Annotated in this window: 16 protein-coding genes and 1 pseudogene; 10 read left to right on the forward strand and 7 right to left on the reverse strand. The window is 69.7% G+C overall.

Annotated elements, in window-relative coordinates:
- Positions 1–5 precede the first annotated feature (5 nt).
- From CXP56_RS08185 to CXP56_RS08200, 4 genes are read left to right on the forward strand one after another with little or no spacing between them, the layout of a single operon-like run.
- Positions 6–989, forward strand: coding sequence for a GlxA family transcriptional regulator (locus CXP56_RS08185; RefSeq protein WP_038044916.1), 984 nt, complete (start codon positions 6–8; stop codon positions 987–989).
- Positions 990–998: 9 nt separating this feature from the next.
- Complete coding sequence (gene dcd, locus CXP56_RS08190) at positions 999–1,580, forward strand: dCTP deaminase (RefSeq protein WP_028847467.1); 582 nt, start codon at positions 999–1,001, stop codon at positions 1,578–1,580.
- Between the two features lie 57 nt (positions 1,581–1,637).
- Complete coding sequence (locus tag CXP56_RS08195; protein WP_028847466.1) at positions 1,638–1,967, forward strand: DMT family transporter; 330 nt, start codon at positions 1,638–1,640, stop codon at positions 1,965–1,967.
- Complete coding sequence (locus CXP56_RS08200; RefSeq protein ID WP_051310110.1) at positions 1,964–2,593, forward strand: TetR/AcrR family transcriptional regulator; 630 nt, start codon at positions 1,964–1,966, stop codon at positions 2,591–2,593. Before CXP56_RS08195 ends, CXP56_RS08200 begins: the two co-directional genes overlap by 4 nt.
- A gap of 18 nt (positions 2,594–2,611) precedes the next feature.
- Here the strand turns inward: CXP56_RS08200 and CXP56_RS08205 are convergent, their stop codons facing one another.
- Positions 2,612–3,163 carry a YbhB/YbcL family Raf kinase inhibitor-like protein gene (locus tag CXP56_RS08205; protein ID WP_245566627.1) on the reverse strand — a complete coding sequence of 184 codons (552 nt, stop codon included), beginning with the start codon at positions 3,161–3,163 and terminating at the stop codon, positions 2,612–2,614.
- A 162-nt stretch (positions 3,164–3,325) separates the two neighbouring features.
- Between CXP56_RS08205 and CXP56_RS08210 the strand changes: the two genes are divergently transcribed.
- The 5 genes from CXP56_RS08210 to CXP56_RS08230 all read left to right on the forward strand — a co-directional run bounded on the left by CXP56_RS08210 (position 3,326) and on the right by CXP56_RS08230 (position 8,420).
- A complete protein-coding gene (locus CXP56_RS08210) occupies positions 3,326–4,045 on the forward strand; it encodes a DUF4097 family beta strand repeat-containing protein (RefSeq protein ID WP_038044913.1) in 720 nt (239 codons plus the stop codon).
- Between the two features lie 201 nt (positions 4,046–4,246).
- Complete coding sequence (gene dnaK / locus CXP56_RS08215) at positions 4,247–6,133, forward strand: molecular chaperone DnaK (protein ID WP_028847463.1); 1,887 nt, start codon at positions 4,247–4,249, stop codon at positions 6,131–6,133.
- Complete coding sequence (grpE, locus tag CXP56_RS08220) at positions 6,130–6,822, forward strand: nucleotide exchange factor GrpE (protein WP_286900629.1); 693 nt, start codon at positions 6,130–6,132, stop codon at positions 6,820–6,822. The genes dnaK and grpE overlap by 4 nt, the downstream gene beginning before the upstream one ends.
- Before the next feature lie 27 nt (positions 6,823–6,849).
- On the forward strand, positions 6,850–8,007 hold the full coding sequence (gene dnaJ / locus CXP56_RS08225) for a molecular chaperone DnaJ (protein ID WP_028847461.1): 1,158 nt from the start codon (positions 6,850–6,852) through the stop codon (positions 8,005–8,007).
- A complete protein-coding gene (locus CXP56_RS08230; RefSeq protein WP_028847460.1) occupies positions 8,004–8,420 on the forward strand; it encodes a heat shock protein transcriptional repressor HspR in 417 nt (138 codons plus the stop codon). The genes dnaJ and CXP56_RS08230 overlap by 4 nt, the downstream gene beginning before the upstream one ends.
- A gap of 315 nt (positions 8,421–8,735) precedes the next feature.
- Here the strand turns inward: CXP56_RS08230 and CXP56_RS08235 are convergent, their stop codons facing one another.
- Together CXP56_RS08235 and CXP56_RS08240 are read right to left on the reverse strand one after the other, a co-directional pair.
- Positions 8,736–9,062: a PepSY domain-containing protein gene (locus CXP56_RS08235; RefSeq protein ID WP_286900631.1), complete on the reverse strand. Its 327-nt coding sequence runs from the start codon at positions 9,060–9,062 to the stop codon at positions 8,736–8,738.
- A gap of 151 nt (positions 9,063–9,213) precedes the next feature.
- Complete coding sequence (locus tag CXP56_RS08240) at positions 9,214–10,404, reverse strand: globin domain-containing protein (protein ID WP_286900632.1); 1,191 nt, start codon at positions 10,402–10,404, stop codon at positions 9,214–9,216.
- A gap of 238 nt (positions 10,405–10,642) precedes the next feature.
- Between CXP56_RS08240 and CXP56_RS08245 the strand changes: the two genes are divergently transcribed.
- Complete coding sequence (locus CXP56_RS08245) at positions 10,643–11,899, forward strand: pyridoxamine 5'-phosphate oxidase family protein (protein WP_286900633.1); 1,257 nt, start codon at positions 10,643–10,645, stop codon at positions 11,897–11,899.
- Here the strand turns inward: CXP56_RS08245 and CXP56_RS08250 are convergent.
- The 4 genes and pseudogenes from CXP56_RS08250 to CXP56_RS08265 all read right to left on the reverse strand — a co-directional run bounded on the left by CXP56_RS08250 (position 11,875) and on the right by CXP56_RS08265 (position 16,441).
- Complete coding sequence (locus CXP56_RS08250) at positions 11,875–13,047, reverse strand: FAD-binding oxidoreductase (protein ID WP_028847458.1); 1,173 nt, start codon at positions 13,045–13,047, stop codon at positions 11,875–11,877. The two genes, CXP56_RS08245 and CXP56_RS08250, sit on opposite strands and share 25 nt — an antisense overlap.
- 776 nt (positions 13,048–13,823) lie before the next feature.
- Positions 13,824–15,300: pseudogene (locus tag CXP56_RS08255) on the reverse strand (aldehyde dehydrogenase).
- Positions 15,300–15,911, reverse strand: coding sequence for a thiamine pyrophosphate-dependent enzyme (locus tag CXP56_RS08260; protein ID WP_286900634.1), 612 nt, complete (start codon positions 15,909–15,911; stop codon positions 15,300–15,302). Before CXP56_RS08260 ends, CXP56_RS08255 begins: the two are co-directional and overlap by 1 nt.
- Complete coding sequence (locus CXP56_RS08265; RefSeq protein ID WP_286900635.1) at positions 15,911–16,441, reverse strand: thiamine pyrophosphate-binding protein; 531 nt, start codon at positions 16,439–16,441, stop codon at positions 15,911–15,913. Before CXP56_RS08265 ends, CXP56_RS08260 begins: the two co-directional genes overlap by 1 nt.
- Positions 16,442–16,464 lie beyond the last annotated feature (23 nt).

The following is a 16,464-nucleotide window of genomic DNA, read 5'->3' on the forward strand; positions in this document are numbered from 1 at the left end:
TGGCCATGTTCCGCGACCTGCACCGCGTCGTCGTGCTGGCTTTGGATCCGGTGGTCGGCTTCGACCTCGCCATCCCGCCGATGGTCTTCAGCTGCGCCACCGACGCCGACGGCTCACCGCTGTACGACATCCGCGTCTGCGGCCTCGGCACGGCGCCCATGCCGACACCGTCGAACTACGCGATCGTTCCCGGCAGCGGCCCGGAGGCACTGCGCGACGCGGACACCGTGATCATTCCCGGCACCAAGATGCCGGGGCCCTTCCGGCACGGCGTCCTGCCGGACGACGTCGCTCGCGCGCTCGACATGATCCCGTCGCACGCCCGCGTGATGTCCATCTGCACGGGCGCGTTCGTGCTCGGCGCGGCAGGCATCCTGGACGGCCGCCCGGCGACCACGCACTGGCATCACGCCGACGAGTTTCGCCAGCTCTATCCGCGAGTGAAGCTCGACGAGACGGTGCTGTTCGTGGACGACGGCGACGTACTGACGTCGGCCGGCCTGTCCGCAGGGATCGACCTCTGCCTGCACGTGGTGCGCTCCGACCACGGGAGCGAAGTCGCCAACCGTGCCGCCCGCTACTGCGTCGTCCCGCCGTGGCGCGAAGGCGGGCAATCGCAGTTCATCGAACGACACGTGCCCGACGACGACACCGCCAGCACGGCCCCGACCAGGGCGTGGGCCTTGCAGCACCTGGCCGAGCGGCTCGACCTGGCCACGCTGGCCGCGCACGCCCACATGAGCGTGCGCACCTTCTCCCGGAAGTTCCGGGCGGAGACCGGGATGTCGCCCGGTGCATGGCTGACCCAGCAGCGCATCGACCACGCCCGGCACCTGCTGGAGACCACCGACCTGAGCATCGACGAGGTGGCCAGGGTCTGCGGGCTGGGCACCGCGGCGTCGCTGCGCCAGCACCTGAGGTCGAGCATCGGGGTGAGTCCGCTGGCCTACCGGCGCACGTTCCGTGCCCCGGACGAACGCGCGGGCTAGGGTGAGTCCGTGCTGCTGAGTGACCGCGACCTGCGCAAGGAGTTGGAATCCGGGCGGCTGGTGCTCGACCCGTACGATGCGGAGATGGTCCAGCCCTCCAGCATCGACGTGCGGCTGGACAGGTACTTCCGGGTGTTCGACAACACCAGGTACACCCACATCGACCCCTCCCAGCAGCAGGACGAGCTCACCTCGTTGGTCGAGAAGTCCGGTGACGAGCCGTTCGTGTTGCACCCTGGCGAGTTCGTGCTCGGCTCGACGTTCGAGATGGTGACCCTGCCCGACGATCTGGCCGGACGGCTGGAAGGCAAGTCGTCACTGGGCAGGCTGGGCCTGCTCACCCATTCCACCGCGGGATTCATCGACCCCGGCTTCTCCGGGCACATCACCCTGGAGCTGTCCAACGTCGCCAACCTGCCGATCACGTTGTGGCCGGGGATGAAGATCGGGCAGCTGTGCCTGTTCCGGCTGTCCAGCGCCGCGGAGCACCCGTACGGCTCGGAGCGGGCCGGGTCGCGCTACCAGGGCCAGCGCGGGCCGACGCCGTCGCGTGCCTATCTGAACTTCCACCGCACCGACACCACCCGCTGACCCGGCGGGCACCAGGGGCCAGAACTTCCTGGACGTTCGTTCAGATACTCTGGAGCGATGTACGCCTACCTGCTGCTGGGTCTGGCCATCGCGGCCGAGGTGACCGGCACGGTCGCACTGAAGTTCTCCGACGGCTTCACCAAGCTCGGGCCGTCGCTGGTGGTGGCGGCCGGCTACGGCCTGGCCTTCTACCTGCTGTCCCTGGTGCTGAAGGCAGGGATCCCGGTCGGCGTGGCCTACGCGATCTGGGCGGCGTTCGGCATCGCCCTCATCGCCCTGGTCGGCGTCGTCTTCCTCGGCGAACGGCTGAACGTCACCATGATCGCCGGGCTCGGGCTGGTCGTCGCCGGCGTCGTCCTGGTCGAGTTGGGGAGGTCGGCGACATGACCACCATGCAACGCGACGGCCGCAAGGCCCGCGGCGAGAAGCGCCGCCAGGAGATCATCGAAGCCACCCTGCGGGTGATCGAACGCGACGGCGTCGCGGGCGTGACCCATCGCAGCGTGGCGCGCGAGGCAGGCATCCCCACCGCCTCGATCACCTACCACTTCGCCACGCTCGACGACCTGCTCATCGCGACGCTGATCTCGTGCGCCAGGGACATGGCCACCGAGGTGTACTGGATGATCGACCGCGCCCGCTCGCGCGAGGGCCTGCGCCGGTCGAGCGGTTCCCCGTACAGCGGCCCGAGCGCCGCCGACGAGGTCTCCGCGCTGCTGGCCGAGGCCCTCGGCCCGCGCCGCGGCCGCACCATGGCCGAATACGAGCTCTACCTGCTGGCGGCGCGGCGGCCGTCGCTGCGTCCCGCCGCGCGCCGCTGGCTGGACGTGCTCACCTCGATGGTCAAACACGACGACGAGGTGGCCTTTCGGGTCTTCCTCGCCGGCATCGACGGCCTGCTCATTCAGGGACTGATCGACGACGAGCCGCCGACCGCCGAAGAACTGCGCCCGGTCGTGGAATACCTGCTCAACCCGACCGAGCGCCGCCGGCGTGCCCGGCAGGAGGCCTGAGCACGCCGGCGTGCGGCATCAGCCCTTGTTCTCGTAGACGGGGGTGATGTAGGCGCGGGCCAGGGTGTGGAAGAACAGATTGAAGCCCAGCACCGTCGGCGTGGTGTCCGGGGAGAGGTCGAGCTTTTCCACGTCCACCGCGTGCACCACGAACATGTAGCGGTGCGGACGGTGCTTCGGCGGCGGGGCGGCACCGATGTAGCCCACGTGACCGCTGTCCGCGCGCAGCTGGACAGCGCCCTCGGGCAGGCCGGAGCCGTTCTCGTCCCCCGCGCCGGACGGCAGTTCGGTCACGCTCGCCGGGATGTTGAACACCGCCCAGTGCCAGAAGCCCGCCGCGGTCGGCGCGTCCGGGTCGAAGCAGGTCACCGCGAAGCTCTTGGTCTCCGCCGGGAAACCTTCCCACCGCAGGTGCGGCGAACGGTCCTCGCCGCCCGCGCCCATCTTGCCGGACAAGTGCGGCTGCGGCAGGGTCTCGCCGTCTTTGATGTCGTTGCTGGTCACCGTGAACGTCGGGACCTGGGGCAGGAAGTCGTACGGGTTCGGTGGTGCAGGAGTCTGCTCAGTCACGGGCACCTCCATCCGGTTGGGTCAGATGCGCTTGCGAGGTTAGCGGACCCCGGGGTCCGTTCCCCGGTGACAACCAGGGTCGAACCTGGGGATTTCCCCGATGCCGCGCGGGTTCCCCCGGCCTACCGTGAGCACCGTAAGCACGAACGAGGAGACCAGTACATGTCACGTACCGTCAAATTCGTCGCCGGAGTCGCGCTGCTCGCTGTGGCTGTCGGTTTGGTGACCGGATGGTTCTGGCGGTCGGAGGCCACCACGGTGGAACGCGTCGACCAGCGCATCAACACCGTGGAGATCGACAACGAATCGGGCGACGTGGTGGTGCGTGCCGCGGACGTGACGACCATCGAGGTCCGGCAGAAGTTCTCCTACCGGTTCACCGCCCCCGACCGGGCGTTCTCGGTCGACGGCAGCACCCTCACACTGGACGGCTGCGGCTGGTGGTGCGCGGTCGACTACGAGGTGATCGTGCCGCGCTCGGTCAAGGTCGTCGGCGAGATCGACTCCGGCGACCTGCAGCTGGTCGGAACCATCGGCGGCGAGATCGAACTGAACAGCGGCGACGCCGTGGTGCGCGATGTCACCGGACCGCTGTCGATCAGGGCGAACTCCGGGGACGTCACGGTGACCGGGATGTCGTCCGACCTGACCGTGAAGGCGAACTCCGGGGACGTCACCGCAGAGCTCGCCAAGCCGGCGAACGTCACCGCGGACATCGACAGCGGCTCCATCCAGCTGACCGTCCCGGAAGGCCGCTACCAGGTGGACGGGCAGACCGACTCCGGGCGCAGGGACATCCGGATCGGCAACACCCCCGGCGCGCCGTATCGCCTGCAGCTGGACACCGACTCCGGCAACGTACTGGTGCGCACCGCGAGCTGAGTCACATCGACCCGCCCACCGGACCCTTCGGGAACACACGGCACAGCCCACTCGTTGTCCGGGCAGCAAGGTTGAGTGTGGCAGACTCAAGTTCGCACTCCGTCGCCGAACCGGCGGCATCCCAAACTTGAGCGAGTCAGACTCAGGGGTCGAGTCGCACCCCGACGCAACACCACGAACGACTTACAGGAGGAACACCCCATGGCGCGAGCGGTCGGCATCGACCTCGGCACGACCAACTCGGTCGTCGCTGTCCTGGAGGGTGGCGAGCCGACGGTCATCGCCAACTCCGAAGGGTCCCGAACCACCCCGTCCGTCGTCGCCTTCGCCAAGAACGGCGAAGTGCTGGTGGGTCAGCCCGCCAAGAACCAGGCGGTCACCAACGTCGACCGCACCATCCTGTCCGTCAAGCGCCACATGGGCGAGGACTGGAAGAAGGAGATCGACGGCAAGCAGTACACCCCGCAGGAGATCTCCGCCCGCGTGCTGATGAAGCTGAAGCGGGACGCCGAGGCCTACCTGGGCGAGGAGGTCACCGACGCGGTGATCACCGTGCCCGCGTACTTCTCCGACGCCCAGCGCCAGGCCACCAAGGAGGCCGGGACGATCGCCGGGCTGAACGTGCTGCGCATCATCAACGAGCCCACGTCGGCGGCGCTGGCCTACGGCCTGGACAAGGGTGAGAAGGAGCAGACCATCCTGGTCTTCGACCTCGGTGGCGGTACGTTCGACGTCTCCCTGCTGGAGCTGGGTGACGGCGTCGTCGAGGTGCGCGCCACGTCGGGTGACAACCACCTCGGTGGTGACGACTGGGACCAGCGCATCGTCGACTGGCTGGTCAACAAGTTCAAGATGTCGCACGGCATCGACCTGACCAAGGACCGGATGGCCATGCAGCGCATCCGGGAAGCCGCCGAGAAGGCCAAGATCGAGCTGTCCAGCTCGACGACGGCGAACATCAACCTGCCCTACATCACCGTCGACGCGGACAAGAACCCGCTGTTCCTGGACGAGACGCTGACCAGGGCGGAGTTCCAGAAGATCACCGCGGACCTGCTGGAGCGCACCCGCGAGCCGTTCAACAACGTGCTGCGTGACGCCGGCATCTCGGTCAGCGACATCGACCACGTGGTGCTGGTTGGCGGCTCCACGCGTATGCCCGCGGTGAGCGACCTGGTCAAGGAGTTGACCGGCGGCAAGGAGCCGAACAAGGGCGTCAACCCGGACGAGGTGGTCGCGGTCGGCGCCGCGCTGCAGGCCGGTGTGCTCAAGGGCGAGGTGAAGGACGTCCTGCTGCTGGACGTCACCCCGCTGTCGCTGGGCATCGAGACCAAGGGCGGCGTGTTCACCAAGCTGATCGAGCGCAACACCACGATCCCGACCAAGCGCTCGGAGATCTTCTCCACCGCGGAGGACAACCAGCCGTCCGTGCAGATCCAGGTCTACCAGGGTGAGCGGGAGATCGCCGCGCACAACAAGAAGCTCGGCATGTTCGAGCTGACCGGCATCCCGCCCGCCCCGCGCGGCGTGCCGCAGATCGAGGTCACCTTCGACATCGACGCCAACGGCATCGTGCACGTCACCGCGAAGGACCTCGGCACCAACAAGGAACAGTCCATGACGATCACCGGTGGATCGGCCCTGCCGAAGGAGGAGATCGACCGGATGATCAAGGAGGCCGAGGCGCACGCGGAGGAGGACCGGCGGCGCCGCGAGGAGGCGGAGACCCGCAACCAGGCCGAGTCGCTGGTCTACCAGACGGAGAAGTTCGTCAAGGACAACGAGGACAAGCTGCCGGACGACGTCAAGACGAAGGTCAACGACGCCATCAAGGAAGTCAACGAGGCGTTGAAGGGCAGCGACGTGGCGGCCATCCGCACCGCCATGGAGAAGCTGACCAAGGAGTCGCAGGCCATGGGCACCGCGCTGTACGCCAACACGCAGGCGGCGCAGCAGGCCGCGGCGGGCAGCGACGGTCCCGCTTCCGGCACGAACGCCGGTGGCGCCACGGCCTCGGCGGGCGCGGGCGCCTCGGGCGATGACAACGTGGTGGACGCCGAGATCGTCGACGAGGACGAGAAGAAGTGACTGAACTGCGCAACGACGGCAACGGTGAGGAGCCACGGGTAGTAGTGCGTGACCGTCGCAAGATCGACCCGGAGACCGGTGAGGTCCGGCGGCCGGAGGCCGCCGAGGCCGAGCCCCAGCAGGCCGGTGAAACCGGCCCGGCCGGGGCGCCGGGTGGCTCCGCACCGGCGGCCGGCAAAGCTGACAGCGACAGCGGCGCCGCTGCTGCGGATCTGCAGAAGCAGCTGGAGGAGCGCACCGCGGACCTGCAGCGAGTCACCGCCGACTTCGCCAACTACCGCAAGCGGGTCGAGCGCGACCGGCTCGCGGTGATCGAGTCGGCCAAGGCCTCGGTGCTGACCGAGCTGCTGCCGTTGCTCGACGACCTGGAGCGGGCCGACGCGCACGGCGACCTGACCGGCCCGTTCAAGGCGGTCGCCGACAAGCTGCACAGCACGCTGCGCAGTATCGGCCTGGAGTCCTTCGGCAACGAGGGTGATCCGTTCGACCCGCTGGTGCACGAGGCGGTGCAGCACTCGACGTCACCGGACGTGAAGGAGCCGACGGTGACGACGGTGCTGCGGCGCGGCTACCGGTTCGGCGAGCGGGTGCTCCGGCACGCGCTGGTGGCGGTCACCGACCACGAGCCGGAGCCGTCTGCCGAGCAGACCGCGGACCAGGCGGAGCAGCAGTCATCTGCGGACAACTGACGAAGCGAGCGAAGGGAGGGGCGTCCGGTGAGTGCACGGGAGTGGATCGGTAAGGACTTCTATCGCGAGCTGGGCGTCTCTCCCGACGCGTCGCAGGAGGAGATCAAGCGGGCGTACCGGAAGCTGGCGCGGGACTACCACCCGGACGCCAACCCCGGTGACGCCAAGGCCGAGCAGAAGTTCAAGGCCATCTCCGAGGCGTACGGCGTGCTGTCGGACCCGAAGAAGCGCCGCGAGTACGACGAGGCGCGCGCGCTCTTCGGGTCCGGCGGCCAAGGCGGGTTCGGCTTCCCCGGCGGCGGGGCGGGCGGCTTCGACTTCGGCGACCTGTTCAACGCCGCCAGGGGCAGCGGGCTCGGTGGCCTCGGGGACATGCTCGGCAACCTGTTCAACCGGCGCTCGTCCGCCACGGCCACGTCGGCCCGGCGCGGCGCGGACGTGGAGACGGAGATCCGTATCGACTTCGTCGAGGCGGTGCGCGGTGCCACGGTGCCGTTGCGGCTGTCCAGCCCGGCGAAATGCGGCACGTGCGGCGGGACCGGCGCCCGGCCGGGCACCCAGCCGCGGACCTGCCCGACCTGCGGCGGCGCCGGTTTGGTCAACAGGAGTCAGGGGGCGTTCGCGTTCTCCGAACCGTGCCGTGACTGCCGCGGACGCGGGGCGATCATCGACTCCCCGTGCCCGGAGTGCGCGGGCGAGGGCGTGAGCACCCGGACGCGCACCTTGACGGTGCGCATTCCGCCGGGTGTGGACAACGAGCAGCGCATCCGGCTCGCCGGTCAGGGTGAGCCGGGTCGCGGCGGCGCCCCGGCCGGTGACCTGTACGTGAAGGTCTTCGTCACGCCGCACCCGGTGTTCGGCCGCTCCGGCAACAACCTCACCATCACCGTCCCGGTGCACTTCTCCGAGCTCGCCCTCGGCACCACCCTGAGCGTTCCGACCCTGGACGGCAAGGTGTCGGTCAAGGTGCCGCCGGGCACCAACAGCGGGCGCGTGCTGCGCGTGCGCGGCAAAGGCATCACGAAGCGAAACGGCCAGACGGGTGACTTGCTGGTGACCCTGCAGGTCGCCGTGCCATCGTCGTTGAACGGCAAGGCAAAAGAGGCCTTGCAGGCCTACGCCGATGCGGTGGCGCAACACGATCCGCGGCCGGAGATCACGAGGTTGCTGCAGGAGCGAGCATGAGCGGGCGTGAGGAAAAGACATACGTCATCTCGGTGGCCGCCCAGCTGGCCGGCCTGCATGCGCAGACGCTGCGGGCCTACGACCGGCAGGGCCTGGTGACCCCCATGCGCACGCCGGGCGGAGGCCGCCGCTACTCGGCGCGGGACATCGAGCTGTTGCGCGAAGTGCAGCGGTTGTCGCAGCAGGAAGGCGTCAACCTCGCGGGTATCAAGCGCATCATCGAGCTGGAGAACCAGATCGACGAGCTCAAGGCCCAGGTCAAGCAGCTCACCGAGGAACTGGCCAGGGCGTACGCGGCGGCCGAGCAGGCCGCGGCCGCGGTGCACGCCAGCTATCGCCGGGAGCTGGTGCCCGCGCGGCAGGAGACCGCGTTGGTGATCTGGAAGCCGCGGAGCCGCCAGGGCGGTCGCTGACGCGCGGAGAATGCCAGCCACTGCGCTGTTCGTTCCGAGAGCCGCTGCACAGGTAGCTGCCGGAGACAGCAAGACGGGTAACTGCCGGAGACAGCGCAAGACGGATAACTGCCGGAGACAGCACGGGACGGGCAGCTGCCGGAGGCAGAACGAGACGATCGCCGGCGAGAAGGCCCGCCCAGGCCCGCTGACGAGCGCGGCATCGACCCACGCGGGTTCGTTCCAGTGCGCGGCGCGGGTGAAGCCTCCAGCGGAGCCTCCGGCAGCGCGCCGATCATGGTGTCGAGGCGCTGCCACCCCCGTGGAAGTGACAGGTCAGTCCTCGTACCTGTCGTCGCCGTCCCGGGCCTCCCGCTCGACGCGCAGGACCTTCCCGTCCCTGGCTACCACGTCGACCTCGATCTCCTGACGCTGGTGCACGACCTCCACGTGCCACACGCGGCCACCGAACTCGTAGTCCCGCTCGATGTCGACCACCTTGTCGCCCACATGCCCGACGGCGACCGCGACGGCCTCTTTCGCGCTGATCCCGTCGGCGGTGGACGCTAGCTTGCTGACCGCGGCGAGCTGAGCGGACCTCTCGACGGTCTGCCGCTGCATCGTCAGCTCGACCTGAGCCACCTCGGTGCCGTTCGTCGCCAACGGGACAGCACCGGCTACCACCACCGCAGCCGCCGCCAGGCCCGCGAGGGTCGTATCGGCGTCATGACCGTCCTTTCGTCGATCCTTGCTGTCGCCGACGACGATCCCGCGAGTCGCTCGAACTCCACGCTGCTCGACGGTCGAGACAGCCCTAGATGCGGCCCTCGGTGATGAACGAGTCGTAGGAGATCTGGTCGTACGACGTGCCTTCGACCAGCAGCCGGGAAACCGTCGCGCGGATCATCCCCGGTGATCCGGCCACCAGCACGTCGTGTCCGCTCCACGCACCGCCGAGTGCGGTCACGACCTCGGGCAGCTTGCCGCGCTCGCCGTCGTCGACGCTGCCGTCCTCGGTCACCGGGACGAGCTTCAGCCACGGGAGATCCGCCGCCAGCTCGCGCAGCTCCGGCAAGAAGTACAACGCATCTGCGGTCGGGCCGCCGAAGAACAGCGTCACCGACGACGGCTGCGTGGCACGTCCGGCCAGATCTTCGACCACCGCATGCAGTGGCGCAACGCCCGTCCCGCCGGCGATCAGCACGAGGTCGCGCTGCACGTCGCGGTCCCGCCACAGTTCGCCCATCGGCGCACCGACACGCCACCGGTCACCGGGCACCGTCTGCCGCACCAGCGCCCGGCTCACCCAGCCACCGGCCACGACCCGCACGTGGAAGTCGACGGTCCCGTCCTCGCGGGGCACGTTGGCCGGGGAGAGGTAGCGCCACAACCGCGGCCGTCGGGGCGACTCGACGCTGACGAACTGGCCCGCCAGATAGGGGATCTGCGACTCCGGCCGGACGCGGATGATCGCCGTGTCCCAGTCCCGCCGCTGGTGCGAGACCACCTCGGCGGTCCACCACGCGGGCAGGCTGTCGTCCGCGACGCCCTCCTGCATGATGCGCGCGACGACCTCGTAGGCCTGTGTCCAGGCCTGCTCGACCTCGTCGGTCCACTCGACCGTGGTGTAGGTGCGGACCGCCGCCCGCAGCGCCACCCCGAACGCGCGGAAATGCTCCTGCCGGACGCCGAACTTGCGGTGATCCCTGCCCAGCCGTCGCAGGTACGGAGTCAGTTCCTCCGGCCGATCGGCCGCCTCCACCAGCTGCACCAGCGCCCGGAACAACCTGGTGCGCTGCTTCTGCATGTTCACCGGGAACAGGTCCCTGGCGCTCGGGACGAGCGAGAACAGCACCGCGTAGAAGTGCTCTGCCATCTCGTCCGCCCTGAGCTCGACCGGAGCGAAACTGGCCTGGATGATCCGTACCATGCGATCGCTTCCGGTGCCGCGCGGCCGGGGCTCCGGCGGATCGGCGAAGGAGTTGAGCACAGCGTTAACAGTCATGGACGACGCATTCACTCCAGATGGTGAGGGCGAAGCCCTGCCGAAACGGTGGTCGATACCGATTCTGACGGAAAAATCCGCTGGTGACTGGGGCCAAACGGGGCTTGTGGGGTCTTCCCTGACGGGATTGACACAGAGTGCGGACCGGATGGAAGATGGCGCAATTTCCGCCCAATCGCGTGAGTTCCTTACCCCAGTCGTGGCACAGTAGGCGGCACCCGACCCGAAGTGATCCGGTATGGACCCGACGCTGAAGCACTCGCTCCGGCTGGCCCGCATGGCGCGGATGGACCTGCCGCCGAATCCGCGCCCACGCAGGTCCCGGCGATCCCGGCCCGAAACGCCTGCGGAGGCGGCCCCTTCGACGCACTCCGGCGACCGCGCCGCACGGCCCGGCCGGTCAGCCGCCGACCGTGCGCCCGCGCGGCCGGCGGACCCCGCCCCGCCGACCGAGGCCCAGCAGCAACCCCCACCGGACGAAGAGCCGACCGAACAGCTCCCGGTGGTGCGGCCGCCCGCGTTCGCCGACGTGCCACCACCGGACGACCCGCTCGACGGTGCGGCCGACGACCTGCCCGGATCGGCAGGGGAACACCTGCTGCAGCTCGCCTACGACACCCGGGAACAGGCCGAGCGGTTCTACGCCGAGCAGATGACCGACCGGCTGACGCCGACCATGGTGGAGTTCGTCGGCCGGATGGAGATGGCGTTCATCGCCACCGCCGACTCCCGCGGCGAAGCCGACTGCTCGTTCCGTGCCGGGCCGCCCGGGTTCATCCGCGTGTTGGACGACAAGCACGTGGCCTACCCCGAATACCGGGGCAACGGCGTGATGGCCAGCCTGGGCAACATCAGCGAGAACCCGCACATCGGCATCCTGTTGATCGACTTCGCCCGCGACCGCGTCGGCCTGCACATCAACGGGCGCGCGATGATCGTGGAGAACGACGCGATGCGCGCGGAGTTCCCGGACCTGCCGGTGACGGAGGATCGGGGACGACGCGCCGAGCGTTGGGTACTGGTGGAGGTCGACGAAGCCTACATCCACGGCAGCAAGCACATTCCGGCGATGCAGCCGGTCGCCGCCGACCCCGGGCCCGAGCACGACGACTACTTCTGCGTCCGGGCATCACGGCTTGCCGACGCGCGAGCCGCACGCGACACCAGCCAGCCGAAAGCGCCGGCGGCCGATGGTGCACCTGATCCGCAGCCTGCGAACGCCGAGGCGGCACCGGATCGCAAGGCGCAGCGGGCGAATGGCAGTCCGGCGCGCAACGGACGGCCGAATCCGCCGGAGACCGATCCGGCCGACGGCGATCACCAACGGTCCGAGGCCGCCGGGAGCAGCCCCGCGCCGCAAGCCGGATCAGCCGGGCCCGATCGAGGCCGGGACGGCCGCCCGGACAGCAGGCCCGACGTGCCAGGGCGGTCCAACGGTGCGGCGCGCCGACGGTCCACGGTTGCGGCCGGTCAGTCCAACGTGAACGGGTCGTAGGCGATCTGGTCCAGCGACGTTCCGGCCACCAGCATCCGTGACACGGTGGCCCGGATCATCTGCGGCGAGCCGGACACCAGGATGTCGTGATCCGGCCAGGCACCTCGGCGGGTCACCGCTTCGGCCAGCGTGCCGCGCTCCGCGCCTGCCACCTCGCCGCGTTCCACCACCGGAATGACGCGCAGCCACGGGTTCGCCGACGCCAGGCGGTGCAGGTCGTCCACCACGTACAGGTCGTCGACCGTGCGACCGCCGAAGAACAGCGTCACGTTCGGGTTCTTCCCCCACCTGGCCAGGTCGTCGAGCAGCGCCAGCAGCGGCGCCACCCCGGTGCCACCGGCGATCATCAGCACGTCCCGGCCCGACTCCCGGTCCACGCTCAACCGCCCGAGCGGCGGACCGATCTGCCATACGTCCCCGGGCTGGGTGTGGCTCACGATCGCCCGGCTCACCCACCCGCCGTCCACCGCGCGGACATGGAACTCCAGCGAGCCGTCCGGGCGCGGCGCGTTCGCCGGGGAGAGGTAGCGCCACAGCCGTGGCCGCTGCGGGATCTCCACGCTCACGTACTGGCCCGCCCGATACGGCAGCCGGGCCTCCGGTTCGACCCGCACCATCGCCAGGTCCCAGCTCAGCCTGCGGTGATCGGTGACCGTGGCGGACAGCCGCGGCGGGGAGGGGTCGGATGCGGCGGCTTCTTGCATCGAGCGGGCCACGATCGTGTAGCCCTCGGCCCACGCCCGCTCCACCTCGGGTGTCCACGCCGGACCGAGGTGGTCGCGCAGCGCCGCCAGCATCGCGGTGCCGATCGCCTCGTAGTGCCTGCTCTGCACGTTGTACTTGCGGTAGTCGCGGCCGAGCTGGGTGAGGAACGGGACCAGGTCCCCCGGCCGGTCCACCATCTGCACCACCCGGGCGATGGCGCGCAGCAGCTTGCCCCGCCGGATCTCGACGTTCACCGGGAACATCTCCCGGATGTCCGGCGCCAAGGTGAACAACAGACCGTAGAAGCGCTGCGACATCTCCGGCAGATACGGCGACGCCTGCCGCCAGGTGTCGGAAATGAGCCGCACCATCGCGGTGACCGCCGGCGGTGCTTCCCGCGGCGCAGCGGACCGCGGCACAGGGCTCACGTCGTCGGTGCTCATCGATCTCCGGGGGATGGTCTCGCCGCATGTCGGGCGGAGGGGCGAACGGGTGCGCGCACCTTGCCCAGCACAGTATCCGCTGTCGCCAGGAAAAACAGGATCAAGCTGCGGAAAGACCCGACTGGCGCATCCGTGAGAGTAACCACATGATCACGCCATTTCGGCGTGTGATCACCCGAACGAGGACCGTGACCATCCCGCCGTGGCGAGCCCCGGTCGGACGCGCCCGGATCGCCACCGAACACGAGCATCCGACGCCCGTGGTTCGGCGCCGACGCGGAGCCGAGAGTGCCGGGAATCCCGGCCTGGAGCACCACAGGCAGGACAGTTTCCCGGCAATTCTGCTCGACACCGGCTCGGGAAGGCGCGTCCCCTGCCAGGGGTACCCCCGGCGGCGGCGCTCGGGTGTCCGCGACGAGCGGAACACCGGGAGCTCGCGGCAGACAGCAATGCCGTCAGCCGCCGAACCGTCCGGACGTCTTCGGCCTCGCACCTCCGCTTCGCCGGCAACCCCAGCCCTACGGACGCCGGACCGCTCCCGGAGTCCCGAGCCGCCCAGCTGGCTTCGCCGCACCAGCCCGGGTGTCCACGGCACCTCACGCCGGGCAGCGTCAAGTCAAGCAACGTGGGCCCCCGAATCGCCCCTCCTTCCGCCCACGACCACCCGACGTCACCCCGAAACCCCCAACCACCCACCCGACCCCACAGGACGCCCGGTGTCCTGCGCCGCCAGCACGGTCCCGCCGGACGAACCAGCCCCGGCAACCGCCGGCCGCTCAGCCCAGCGTGAACGGGTCGCGGGTGGCGCCGGACAGCTCGACCCACACCGCCTTGTCCTCCAGGTAGGCGTCGATCGCTGCGGTGCCGCTCTCCCGGCCGATACCGGACAGTCCCATGCCACCGAACGGCACGCTCGGAGCCACCGCCCGGTAGCAGTTCACCCACACCGTGCCTGCCCGCAACCGGGCGGCCATGCGGTGCGCGCGGTGCACGTCCTTCGTCCACACGCCGGCGGCCAGCCCCGTACGGGGTGTCGCTGGCGAGCGCCACCGCTTCGTCCTCGTCGGTGAAGGTGTGCACGACCAGCACCGGGCCGAACACTTCCTCCTTGGCGATCGTGTCCTGCGGAGCGACGCCGGTCAGCACGGTCGGCTGCACGAAGTAGCCGCCGAGATCCGGGTCGGCCACGCCGCCGCACACCACGCAGGCGCCCTCGTCGGCCGCCTGCCGCAGCATCGAGACGACCTTGTCGTACTGCGGCCGGTTGGCCAGCGGACCCATCTCCGTCTCGGGATCGTTCGGGTCGCCCAGCTTGATCCGCTTCGCCCGGTCACTGACCAGCCGCACCAGCTCGTCGTGCACGGACTCGTGCACGATCAGCCGGGAGCCCGCCAGGCACGTCTGCCCGGTGGCCGCGAAGACACCGGCCACCAGCCCGTTCGCCGCCGCCTGCAGGTCGGCGTCCGGGAACACCACCTGTGGCGACTTGCCACCGAGCTCCAGCGTGACCGGGTTCAGCTTGCCGGCCGCCGCGCGCGCCACCGCCCGGCCGGTGCTGGTCGCGCCGGTGAAGGCCACCTTGTCGACCCCGGGATGCCCGACGAGCGCTGCTCCCGTCTCGGGAGACTGACCGGTGACGACGTTGAAGACCCCGGCCGGGAAACCCGCCTCGTGGACCAACTGGGCGAACGCCAGGGTCGACACCGGCGCATGTTCCGACGGCTTCGCCACCACGGTGCAGCCGGCGGCGAGCGCGGGAGCCAGTTTCCAGGCCAGCAACAGCAGCGGCGAATTCCACGGGGTGATCGCCGCGACCACGCCCACCGGTTCCCGGCGGGTGTAGACCAGGTAGCCGGGGTTCGGCGTCGGGATCTGCTTGCCTTCGATCTTGTCCGCCAGCCCGGCGAAGTAGTCGAACCAGGCCGCGAGGCTGCGCGCCTGGCCGATCATCTCCCGGTACAGCTTCCCGCAGTCGTCGACCTCGAGCCGGGCGAGCCACTCTGCGTTCTCCGTGATCAGGGCGGCCAGGCGACGCATGAGCGCCGCCCGGCGGAAGCCGGTGAACGAGCCCCATTCGCCGCTCAGCGCCGCGCGAGCGGCACGCACCGCGTCGTCGACGTCCTCCGTGCCGCCGTCGGGCACCAGCGCCCAGGGCCGGCCGGTGTACGGGTTCTGTGATTCGAAGACCGCGGTCGACGTGGCTTCCACGAACTCGCCGCGGATGTACATGCGGAAGCGTTCGAGTTCGGACATCAGAAGGGCTCCAATCCCAGCGCGGCACGGAAGCGGTTCTTGACGTGGACGCCGTCACGGGAGGGCAGCGCACGCGGCGGCTCGTCGGTGTCGATCAGCACCTGGGCGAACAGCGGCCCGGACCTGGCGGCCACCCGCGCCGCGAGCCTGCCGACCTCGGCGGGATCGAGAATCTTCGACGAGTCCGCGATCCCGGACGCGCGCGCGATACCGGCGAGGTCGACGCCCTGGCTGGTGTGGCTGGGCTGCATGCCGGTTTCGCCGTAGTGGCCGTTGTCCAGCACGACGATGGAGAGGTTGGCCGGCTGCTGCACGCCGACCGTGGCCAGCGACCCGATCCCCATCAGCATTTCGCCGTCGCCGGTGATGACCAGCACCGATCGTTCCGGCTGCGCGAGCGCCAGGCCCAGCCCCACCGACACGGCACCGCCCATGGCACCCCAGAGGTAGAAGTTCTCGTCCCGGTCACCGGCCGCGAAGACGTCGTAGGACGGGGCGCCGAGCCCGGTGACGACCAGCGCTTCGGGCACCAGCTCGAGCAGGCGAGCGACGAACGGCCGACGCGAGACACGCGGCTGGGGATTCGTCGTGATTTCCGGTGCGGTGGCCATCAGTTCCTCTCCCACTTCTTGCGTCCGATCAGGCTCTGCGCGAGCAGCACCGCGACTTGTTCGCCCGCGAGGAACGCCGACTCGAGCGCGGCGTTGACCACCTCACCGACTTCGTCGGGATGGGAGGCCCGGTACACGCGGATGCCCATCAGTTCCAGCGCGGCTTGCGTGCGCCGTCCCATCGGGCTCTGCCACGGGTTGAACTCGGCGTACTCGCCGCGCATGGTCACCAGGGCCAGGAACGGGAACCGGCAGCTGTCCAGCAGCGAGAACATGTTGACGCAGTTGCCGACGCCGCTGCTCTGCATGAGCAGGGCTGCCCGCTGCCCGCCGAGCCACGCCCCCGCGACGACGCCGACGCCTTCTTCTTCGGTGGTCAGCACGACGTCGCGCATGTCGGGATCCGCTTGGGCAGCCTGCAGTGCGTAGGAATGCCCGGCGTCGGGCACGTACGCGATGAGCCGGACACCTCCTTGCTTGAGGACGTCGAAGACTTCCTTCTTCCACGGGTGGTCGCTCAGGCCAGTCATTGCTGCTCTCCCTTCCCAGCCAT

It is taken from the genome of Thermocrispum sp., from assembly GCF_002919275.1.
GTDB lineage: Bacteria > Actinomycetota > Actinomycetes > Mycobacteriales > Pseudonocardiaceae > Thermocrispum > Thermocrispum agreste.